Source organism: Erwinia sp. AnSW2-5 (assembly GCF_045107195.1).
In the GTDB taxonomy this organism is placed as follows: Bacteria; Pseudomonadota; Gammaproteobacteria; order Enterobacterales; family Enterobacteriaceae; genus Erwinia.
The window spans coordinates 58466-67701 of record NZ_JBJGXA010000020.1; the positions used below are offsets into that span (position 1 = coordinate 58466).

The 9236-nt window shown below is 53.6% G+C and carries 10 protein-coding genes and 2 pseudogenes; 5 read left to right on the forward strand and 7 right to left on the reverse strand.

Translation table 11 applies throughout. The features are described from left to right. Window positions 1–18 precede the first annotated feature (18 nt). A complete protein-coding gene (locus tag ACFL9S_RS15500) occupies window positions 19–594 on the forward strand; it encodes a YceI family protein (protein WP_133840922.1) in 576 nt (191 codons plus the stop codon). 56 nt (window positions 595–650) lie between these two features. Here ACFL9S_RS15500 and ACFL9S_RS15505 read toward each other — a convergent pair whose 3' ends face one another. After that, entirely contained in the window at window positions 651–1703 is a 1053-nt protein-coding gene (locus tag ACFL9S_RS15505; protein WP_133840923.1) for a rhodanese-related sulfurtransferase, read from the reverse strand. Between the two features lie 206 nt (window positions 1704–1909). On the opposite strand from ACFL9S_RS15505, the gene ACFL9S_RS15510 reads away from it, so the two are divergent. Beyond that, on the forward strand, window positions 1910–2833 hold the full coding sequence (locus ACFL9S_RS15510) for a Kdo(2)-lipid IV(A) acyltransferase (RefSeq protein WP_405262784.1): 924 nt from the start codon (window positions 1910–1912) through the stop codon (window positions 2831–2833). Window positions 2834–2968: 135 nt separating this feature from the next. Beyond that, window positions 2969–4204: a multidrug efflux MFS transporter MdtG gene (gene mdtG / locus ACFL9S_RS15515; protein WP_405262785.1), complete on the forward strand. Its 1236-nt coding sequence runs from the start codon at window positions 2969–2971 to the stop codon at window positions 4202–4204. Between the two features lie 8 nt (window positions 4205–4212). Here the strand turns inward: mdtG and ACFL9S_RS15520 are convergent, their stop codons facing one another. After that, window positions 4213–4962 (reverse strand): DeoR/GlpR family DNA-binding transcription regulator, encoded by a 750-nt coding sequence (locus tag ACFL9S_RS15520; protein ID WP_405262793.1) that lies wholly within the window; start codon window positions 4960–4962, stop codon window positions 4213–4215. 83 nt (window positions 4963–5045) lie between these two features. Between ACFL9S_RS15520 and ACFL9S_RS15525 the strand changes: the two genes are divergently transcribed. Together ACFL9S_RS15525 and ACFL9S_RS15530 are read left to right on the forward strand one after the other, a co-directional pair. Beyond that, window positions 5046–5630, forward strand: a complete 585-nt coding sequence (locus ACFL9S_RS15525) for a GDP-mannose pyrophosphatase (protein WP_405262786.1) — start codon at window positions 5046–5048, stop codon at window positions 5628–5630. A gap of 9 nt (window positions 5631–5639) precedes the next feature. Further along, complete coding sequence (locus ACFL9S_RS15530) at window positions 5640–6002, forward strand: NUDIX hydrolase (RefSeq protein ID WP_133840928.1); 363 nt, start codon at window positions 5640–5642, stop codon at window positions 6000–6002. Between the two features lie 38 nt (window positions 6003–6040). Here ACFL9S_RS15530 and ACFL9S_RS15535 read toward each other — a convergent pair whose 3' ends face one another. From ACFL9S_RS15535 to ACFL9S_RS15555, 5 genes and pseudogenes are all read right to left on the reverse strand, one after another. After that, window positions 6041–7390, reverse strand: a complete 1350-nt coding sequence (locus ACFL9S_RS15535; RefSeq protein ID WP_405262787.1) for a carbohydrate porin — start codon at window positions 7388–7390, stop codon at window positions 6041–6043. Window positions 7391–7621: 231 nt separating this feature from the next. Beyond that, window positions 7622–7903 (reverse strand): annotated as a pseudogene (locus ACFL9S_RS15540) (type II toxin-antitoxin system RelE/ParE family toxin); the annotation flags it as partial. A gap of 15 nt (window positions 7904–7918) precedes the next feature. Continuing rightward, a pseudogene (locus ACFL9S_RS15545) lies at window positions 7919–8214 on the reverse strand (hemagglutinin repeat-containing protein); the annotation flags it as partial. Then, a complete protein-coding gene (locus tag ACFL9S_RS15550) occupies window positions 8213–8635 on the reverse strand; it encodes a hypothetical protein (protein WP_405262788.1) in 423 nt (140 codons plus the stop codon). The pseudogene ACFL9S_RS15545 and the gene ACFL9S_RS15550, both read right to left, overlap by 2 nt. 25 nt (window positions 8636–8660) lie before the next feature. Next, window positions 8661–9236, reverse strand: a 576-nt coding sequence (locus tag ACFL9S_RS15555; protein ID WP_405262789.1) for a polymorphic toxin type 25 domain-containing protein, incomplete at its 5' end; no start/stop codon positions are given.

Below are 9236 nucleotides of genomic sequence, written 5' to 3' on the forward strand. Positions count from 1 at the left end.
ACAGGAATGGAGAACACCATGCTGAAGAAAAGTATTCTGGGTTTAACTACTGCCGCCTTGCTGATGACTGCAGGCACCGCCAGCGCCGCAGATTATAAAATTGATAAGGAAGGGCAGCACGCCTTTGTCCAGTTCCGCATCAAGCATCTGGGTTACAGCTGGTTGTACGGTACGTTTAAAGATTTCGATGGTAGCTTTACCTTCGACGAAGCCGATCCGGCTAAAGACAAAGTCAACGTCACCATTAATACCGGCAGTGTCGACACCAACCACGCCGAGCGTGACAAACACCTGCGCAGTGCGGATTTCCTGAATGCCAGCAAATTCCCGCAGGCGACTTTCGTCTCAACGGGCGTTGAGAAACAGGGTGAAGGCCTGGCCGTGAACGGTAACCTGACGCTGAACGGCGTGACCAAACCCGTGAAACTGGCGGCGAAGCTGACTGGCGAGGGGAAAGATCCGTGGGGCGGCTACCGTGCAGGCTTTGAAGCCACCGGGACCATTGCACTGAAAGACTTCAATGTTAAATCCGATTTAGGCCCGGCATCACAGGATGTTGAGCTGATTATTTCTGTCGAAGGCGTGCGCCAGTAACGCCAGGCTGGCCTCTCACCGGAACATCGCCCGGTGAGAGGCCGGACAGCACAGGATTACTCTTCAGGCGAAGGGATGTGCATCGTGGTACTCAACAGGCCACGAGATTTGTTGAAAATCTTATTACCGTTCTCACGTCCCGCACGGCGGGCACGCTGCTCTTCCGGCGGTAACGCCAACTCTTCCATGCAGATCGGGCTACAGCAGTGATTGAATTTCTCAGCGCAGCTCGGGCACTGAATAAACAGCAGATGACAGCCATCGTTCAGGCAGTTGACGTGGGTATCACAAGGCTCACCGCACTGATGGCAATTAGCAATCACATCTTCGGAAATTCGCTCCCCCATACGTTCATCAAAGACAAAGTTTTTGCCTTTAAAACGCACGGGTAAACCCTGCTCACGGGCGCGACGGGCATATTCGATAATCCCGCCTTCAATGTGGTAGACATTTTCATAGCCGTTGTGACGCATCCAGGCACTGGCTTTCTCACAGCGGATGCCACCGGTGCAGTACATGACAATTTTTTTGTCTTTGTCCTGCTGCAACATATCCACCGCCATCGGCAGCTGGTCGCGGAAGGTATCCGCCGGGATCTCCAGCGCATTGTCAAAATGCCCCACTTCGTACTCATAGTGGTTACGCATATCGACAAATACCGCCTGCGGATCGTCCAGCATCGCATTCACTTCGGCGGCTTTCAGATAGGCACCGACATCGCTGGCATCAAAACTGTCATCGGTGATGCCATCGGCGACAATACGTTCGCGCACTTTCAGACGCAGCACCCAGAAAGATTTACCGTCATCGTCCAGCGCAATGTTCATTCGCAGGTCGTTCAGCGCCGGGTGGAAGCCATACAGCGCGGCTTTCATCTGCTCATACTGGCTCGCCGGAACGCTGACCTGCGCATTAATGCCTTCTGCCGCCACATAGACACGACCAAACACTTTCAGCTTAGTCAGGGTGACATACAGGGCATCGCGGAATGCGCGCGGATCGTCAATCGTGAAGTACTTATAAAAAGAGACTGTGGTACGCGGTTCGGTTTCGGCCAACATGCGCGCCTTCAGCTCTTCATTGGAAACAAGGTTATGTAACACTGGCATGGTGTACGTTCCTGCGTTCAAGGAGAGGGAAAATTTGCGGCGCTATCATACCTGAGGCGGGGCGAGTTGTCCTTAGTCGCGCACCCTTTTCATCTCCGCAGCACAGCAATAATGTTAAATACGCCGTTGAAAATCGCACAATTGGCCATAATTTAAGTTTTATATCTATACATAATTACACTAATTTTCTTACGTTCCGGACCCTCATGACCCAACTGCCTCAATTCAATCGCACTTTGCTGCATCCCCGTTATTGGTTCACCTGGTTGGGTATCATCCTGCTTTATCTGCTGGTTTTGTTGCCCTACCCGGTGCTGTACTACATTGGTTGCGGCCTCGGAAGAGCCTCAATGCGCTTCCTGAAATCCCGTGTGTCCATTGCCAGACGTAACCTCGAACTGTGCTTCCCGCAGATGCCCAACGCCGAACGCGAAGCGCTGGTCACCTGCAACTTCGAGTCGCTGGGCATGGGCCTGATCGAAACCGGCATGGCCTGGTTCTGGCCCGACTGGCGCATCAAAAAATGGTTCAGCGTTAACGGGCTGGAGCATATCGAAAAGGCAAAAACGGACGGAAAAGGCGTGCTGCTGATCGGCCTGCACTTTCTGACCCTGGAGTTGGGTGCGCGCATTTTTGGCATTTATAACCCGGGTATTGGCGTTTATCGACCCAATGATAACCCGCTGATCGACTGGCTACAGACCTGGGGACGGATGCGTTCCAATAAAAGCATGCTTGACCGTAAGGATCTGAAAGGGATGATCCGCGCCCTGAAGAACGGCGACATCATCTGGTATGCCCCCGACCACGACTACGGTCCAAAAAGCAGTGTGTTCGTGCCGCTGTTTGCCGTCGAGCAGGCAGCCACGACCAAAGGCAGCTACCTGTTGATCCGCAGCGGTAACCCGGCAGTGATCCCGTTTGTGCCACGACGTTTGCCGTCGGGTAAAGGCTATGAAATGGTGATATTGCCAGAGCAGACCTCCGCCATCCCGCTGGACGATGAGATCTCAACTGCCGTACACATGAACCAGATTATTGAGCACGCTGTCTTAATGGCCCCCGAGCAGTATATGTGGCTGCATCGCCGCTTTAAGACCCGCCCTGAGGGGCAACCCTCTCTATACTGAACCTGGCAGGCCGGTCATCCGGCCTGTTCCATTATTTGAAACAGTTTTTCATTTTTTTTGATCGCACGTCGGTTCGTCATCGATTTAAGGCGTATACTTGGTGAGCTAATAGTTCAAAAGGTGACTCTTTATTTTATGTCCACGCCCGATGCCCCCGCAGCCGCCATCAACTGGCAAAGAAATTTGTTCGTCACCTGGGTAGGTTGTTTTCTGACCGGCGCAGGATTCAGCCTGGTGATGCCCTTTCTGCCGCTCTACGTGGAGCAGCTTGGGATTACCGATCCACAGGCGCTGAATCTCTGGTCAGGCCTGGTCTTCAGCATTACGTTCCTTTTTTCCGCGATTGCCTCTCCCTTCTGGGGGGGACTGGCCGACCGTAAAGGGCGGAAAATCATGCTGCTGCGCTCGGCGCTCGGGATGGCTATCGTGATGATGCTGATGGGCATGGCAACGTCTATCTGGCAATTTCTGGCACTGCGTGCGCTGCTCGGTTTACTGGGCGGATTTGTTCCGAATGCCAATGCGCTGATCGCCACCCAGGTACCGCGTGGTAAAACCGGCTGGGCGCTGGGCTGGCTCTCCACCGGTGCGGTCAGCGGCGCGCTGATTGGCCCGCTGATTGGCGGCCTGCTGGCCGACAGTTTCGGTTTACGTCCGGTGTTCTATATCACGGCAGGCGTGCTGTTTACCTGTTTCCTGATGACGCTGTTCTGCGTGCGCGAGAGTTTTATTCCGGTACAGAAGAAAGACATGCTGCACGCCCGCCAGGTGCTGAGCTCGCTGAAAAACCCGCGCCTGGTGCTGGCGTTATTTGTGACCACGCTGATTATTCAGGTGGCAACCGGCTCGATTGCGCCGATCCTCACGCTGTACGTGCGTGAACTGGCAGGACATGTCTCTAACCTGGCCTTTATCAGCGGGATGATCGCTTCGGTGCCTGGCGTCGCAGCGCTGATGAGCGCGCCCCGCCTGGGCAAACTGGGCGACCGCATCGGCCCGGAGCGTATTTTGATCGCCATGCTGATGCTGTCCGTGCTGCTGCTGATCCCGATGGCGTTTGTGCAAAATGCGTGGCAGCTGGGGATCCTGCGTTTCCTGCTGGGTGCTGCCGATGGCGCACTGCTGCCCGCCGTTCAGTCTCTGCTGATCTACAACGCTAGCAACCAGGTGGCCGGGCGCGTATTCAGCTACAACCAGTCATTCCGTGATATCGGCAACGTTACCGGGCCGTTGATGGGCGCGACCGTATCGGCCCACTTTGGCTTTCGGGCGGTGTTTATCGTCACCGCCTGCATTGTGCTGTTTAACGTGCTCTATACCTGGATCACCCTGCGTGGTCGCACCGAAATGATGGTGGTGCGGGAAGAGTAACCTCGCCGTCAGACCAGGGTAATATGCAGTTTTTTCAGTAGCTGGCACATCTCTTCGTCGGGCCAGGTATCCACCACCAGCGTGCTGGCCAGCGAGAGCTCGCCGATGGCAAAGGCCGAGGCAGAGTTCAGTTTTTCCTGCGACACCAGCACCACGGTTTCCGCTGCCCGCTCCGCCAGCGCCCGTTTTACGCAGGCCTCTTCATAGTTTCCCGTGGTCAGCCCGGCACTCTTGTGTACCCCGGTCACGCCCATAAAAAACAGATCGGCATTAATGCGACGGATCCCTTCCATCATCGCCGCGCCAACCGTCACCACCGAATGCTTATAGAGTTGCCCGCCAATAATAATCACCTCAATCAGCGGATAATCCACCAGCCCGACCGCCACGCCCGGACTGTGCGTGACCACGGTAAAGGCCCGATCCCTCGGCAGCAGCTGGATCATCTCAGCCGTGGTTGTGCCGCCGTCGATCATCACCACCTGCCCCGGTTGGATCAGTGCGGCCGCTTTCTCCGCGACCCGCCGTTTGGACGCCATCTGCACGTTTTTGCGGGTTTCAAAAGGTGCAATCGCGGCAGAGACCGGCAGCGCACCGCCGTGTACGCGTTGCAGCAATCCCTCTTCTGCTAACTCTCTCAAATCGCGACGGATTGAGTCTTCTGATACGGAAAAATACTGGCTCAGCTCACGCGAGAGCACCTGCTTTTCGCGATCGAGCATGGCCAGAATTTGTTGTTTACGCTGACTGGAAAGCACTGTTTTCCCCTTCACGATTGATCTTGATATTGCACGATTATGCATGTTAGCGTGTTTTCTGTCACCATCAAAAGGGCACAAACATGCAAAACACGCAGGAACACGTGCGCCATATCCGCGAGCAGCTGCTGTCGGATAACTGGTACACCCTGAAAAAATACACCTTTGAACTGCTGCGCCGCGACGGCAGCTGGCAGGAGCAGAGCCGGGAATCCTACGATCGCGGCAACGGTGCCGTGGTGCTGTTGTACCACAAAGCCCGGAAAACCGTGGTGCTCACCCGGCAGTTTCGTTTACCCATTTTCGTCAACGGCCATCACGGTTATCTGATTGAAGCGACCGCAGGCCTGCTGGATAACGCCTCGCCGGAAGCGCGCATCATTGCCGAAGCCGAAGAAGAAACCGGCTTTCGCATCACGCACATCGAAAAGGTGTTCGAATCCTATATGAGCCCCGGTTCAGTGACAGAAAAACTGTTCTTCTTTATCGCCGAATATTCTGACGACGATCGCCAGGGAGCTGGCGGTGGCGTTGCGGAGGAAGGAGAAGATATCGAAGTGCTGGAGTGGCCATTTTCCCGCGCACTGGAAGCCGTGCGCAGCGGCGAAATTATGGATGCCAAAACCATCATGCTGATCCAGCATCTGGCCCTTAACCCTCATTTTTAGGAATCACTCATGAAATCACTGCAAATTTTAGTGGCAGGCCCGGTACGCAGCGGTACGGGCGACCGTGAAGACTTAATCCATGCCAATCTTGAGCGTATGGAGCAGGCCGCATTAGCCATTTACCAGAAAGGGCATATTCCGCTGATTGGCGAGTGGCTGGCGTTTCCGCTGGCGCGGATTGCCGGATCGCAGAAGATTGGCGATGCAATCAGTGAAGCGTATTTATACCCGGTCGCGCACCGACTTATCGGCCACTGTGACGCCATTCTGCGCTTACCGGGCGAGTCACGCGGGGCCGATAACGACGTGCGCATCGGCCATGAGCTGGGGCTGACGATTTACCAGCATCTGGATGAGATTGCGCAGGTTTAATATTGCCGGGGTGGCTTGTGCAACGCCACCCCAGATAATCAGAAGCTGATATCGGCAGCCAGACCACCGATTAACGCATCCTGCACCTGGCGCACCCCGCCCGGTTTCGTGATGACTTGCAGGTTAGGTCGCACATTGAGCCAGCGGGTGGCCTTCGCATTGTAATAAAGCTCATAGTTCCATTCCGCGCCCTGTTGCAGCGGCAGATAAGCCGGATTGTGATAATCGCTCACGCCGTTTGCTGCATTCTGCCCCTCGCGCATCTTTGTGTAGTCATTATTGACATGGATGCGAGCCATGCCAATGCCGATCTCATCGGCAGGACGGGCATCAAATGGCCCTTTCCACGCCAGTGCCAGCGACTGATAATTGTCCATCTTCGCCGTACGATGGTCATTCATCACATACTGAAAACTCACGCTCAGACCACGCTGGTTGTCACCATCCATCGCGAACAACTGCTGCTCGGCCAGCAGATAACCCGCATACGCACGCCGGTTATGCTGATACCCCCCATCCTTAAACGAGTGGAAATCACCGCCCTCGGTGGAACTGTAAAACATACCCAGCCGATAATTTCCCTGAAGTTTATCCTCGCCCAGCTGCGGCTTCCAGCCCAGCTCCACCGGGATCAGGTTCCCTTCGCCGTGGCCCATATCGAAACGAAAGCCATTTGCTTTGGTGTAGTTGGCGCGATTCTGGTTATAGACCCCGACCTGAAAATAGAGGTCTTCGGGCAGATTAAGTTTGAACCGCCCTCCCCACTGCCCCACCGGGGCATTAAACCAGCGGTCGTTGCGCCAGTGGCCGGGCTGGCCGTTGCCCATTGCCCAGTTCTGGAACATCCCGACACTGGCCGTATCGAAATCTTCGTTGGTGGTGACGCGGCCCAGTTTCACTTCCAGCCAGTTATCAAACAGCGACTGATTGAGCCAGAACTGCGTCAGACGCAAATAGTCACCGCGTGCCGAAATACCCTGAACGTTAGACAGCCCCCCCGTACGCGGATCGTTAATATAGGGCGTAAGATTCTGCCCGTTGCGGTTGGTCAGCGTCACCTTAAACTGACCACCCTGCCAGTTCATCAGTTTATCCAGGTCGAGCTTGCTGCCGAACGTCCACTGATCGGCATAACGCATCGTCGTGCTGGTACGGTAGCCGCCTGCCAGGTTGGCCGCCGACTGCGTGGTATAACCCACCTGGAAGTCAACGCCCTCTGCCGCCAGCTGTTTGCGGTAACCCGCCCAGTCGCCAAGCAGCCACGGGGAATCCGGGTCAAAGGGCGCAACGTCAGCAAACGCGGGGGCGGCAAGAAAGAGAAGACTACAGGAGAAACGGGTGAGCAGGCTGTTACGCGCAGTTCCGCACGTTGAGGCTGATTTATCCATATCACTGATCCTGAAAAGGGGTGAACAACCTGGCACACCGCCAGAGCCGGGGCAGATCATTTGCCCGGCGCTACTAAATCATATTTCAGAAAAACAGCCCTATTAAAAACGTGCGAAAAACAGCCAACCGCACGCGATGCTGGCGGGTCAGAATATTCCAGGTAGGTTAAGTTGTGCAGGCGGTGCCGTTGTGCGGAGTGAGCAAACTAACGTTGCAGGAAGCGAGGGGGGGATCTTTCTGGACGTATGCAGTATTCGCAGGATGTGAACCTTCGAATCATCAACTGCATAGACAAAAATGAAGGGGAAGCGGGGGATCACCAGTTTGCGTTGTTTTGCCGTTCTCCCCGCTTTGCTGCCAGCCAGAGGGTGATCTTTGAGGATCCCAGCCATACTAACGAACTTATCATCTGTAGCACTGGCGACCGTCAGACCAGCCTCCTGATACAGGTAACGGAAGATGGCTTCTCTGTCTGACTGTTCCTGCGCTTCCCATTGAACGGGTGATGTCACAGTTTACCTCGCGCTGCCTGCAAACACCCCGGTCTGCTCCTGCACCGACTGCCAGCTGCTGTGCATTTTATCCCGACTAGCGTTAACCGAGCCGCTGCCCCCGGCGCTGACGCTTTGCTGCTTCGAGTCGTAGTAATCTTCGTCCTGCTGGCTGCTCAGCGTCAGGTTCCGGCCCACGTCCATTACCACCTTCTCACCGCTCACCTGTGCGCCCTGCAGACTGGCGCCGCGCCCGCTGGTGATGCTCAGGTGTTACCCGCGTTCACCGTGGTTTCGCTGTACGTGGCGCCGTTGCCCGTCTCGCTGCCTTTAATTACTAATGAATATAATTAACCATGTTACATACGCCAGTCTTGATAGCCAAAGAAAAATCTCACCAAAGGATAAGTCTAATTTTGTCAAAAAAACCTTAATAAAAAAAAATGGTTTTTCATCATCAACTACCCCTTGGTAAAAATACTTCCCATATAGTGCAAAGAGAAAAAATGACATTCCTCCGGACAAATTAGACATCAATGATAAATTATCAAACCCCCTTCGATATTCAGCTATCGCCGCAGCCACATACCCAAGGACAAGAAAAATCAATGCGCAGCTTGATAAAACATCACGTTTAAAAAACATATAATTAAAATAAAGTAAGGAATCCTTACCTACCTTAGTTCCGCCAAGATTTCTATAAACAAAAATAAAAAAACACACTCCCCACAACAACAAAAAAAACAGCAACATGAAGGATGATGCATTAAGAACAATATCATTTTAAATCATAGTGGTATATTTCCTTAGTGGAGTCACCGTTAAGATCTATTTTTTCATCATGAGAACCAGTGGTAGAACCTGTAAAACCAATGCTTGGTCCAACAGAGAAGGAAAAACCAATACCATCTTTTCCGCCAGACATTCCTACAGAACCGGGACCAATACCGATACTAGTTGAATAATCACGGTTTAAGTCGCCAAACACTCCTGGGAAATATGGACCAAAATCAATACCGACAGAAGCTCCGGTCTTAACACCAAACTCTTTGGTGTATCCTGTAGAAATAGAGAAGTAATCATTATTAATCTCAGCTCCTCCTTTCAGAGCAAGCCCCACGCCACCTGAAACTTCAATCTTTCCATTAGGTTTAACCTTATATTCAGTCCCCCAAGAAGGCCCTTCGCCAATAGCTATACGACTCATCCCTTCTTGAACCTGCTCCGGTGTCAAATTATTGTCCTGGGCATACTGATTCCACGAGGCTACGGCCTGTCCGTAATCCTGTGTTCCTGATGGCAGGATATTGTTCCAGCCATCACTCAGCGAGTTATTCTCCACCGCATTCTTGCC

Bases quoted from the DNA above. Each gene is read 5' to 3' on its own strand.
- ACFL9S_RS15500 (WP_133840922.1), top strand. From the start codon at position 19: ATGCTGAAGAAAAGTATTCTGGGTTTAACTACTGCCGCCTTGCTGATG.
- ACFL9S_RS15505 (WP_133840923.1), bottom strand. From the start codon at position 1,703: ATGCCAGTGTTACATAACCTTGTTTCCAATGAAGAGCTGAAGGCGCGC.
- ACFL9S_RS15510 (WP_405262784.1), top strand. From the start codon at position 1,910: ATGACCCAACTGCCTCAATTCAATCGCACTTTGCTGCATCCCCGTTAT.
- mdtG (WP_405262785.1), top strand. From the start codon at position 2,969: ATGTCCACGCCCGATGCCCCCGCAGCCGCCATCAACTGGCAAAGAAAT.
- ACFL9S_RS15525 (WP_405262786.1), top strand. From the start codon at position 5,046: ATGCAAAACACGCAGGAACACGTGCGCCATATCCGCGAGCAGCTGCTG.
- ACFL9S_RS15530 (WP_133840928.1), top strand. From the start codon at position 5,640: ATGAAATCACTGCAAATTTTAGTGGCAGGCCCGGTACGCAGCGGTACG.
- ACFL9S_RS15535 (WP_405262787.1), bottom strand. From the start codon at position 7,390: ATGGATAAATCAGCCTCAACGTGCGGAACTGCGCGTAACAGCCTGCTC.
- ACFL9S_RS15550 (WP_405262788.1), bottom strand. From the start codon at position 8,635: ATGTTGCTGTTTTTTTTGTTGTTGTGGGGAGTGTGTTTTTTTATTTTT.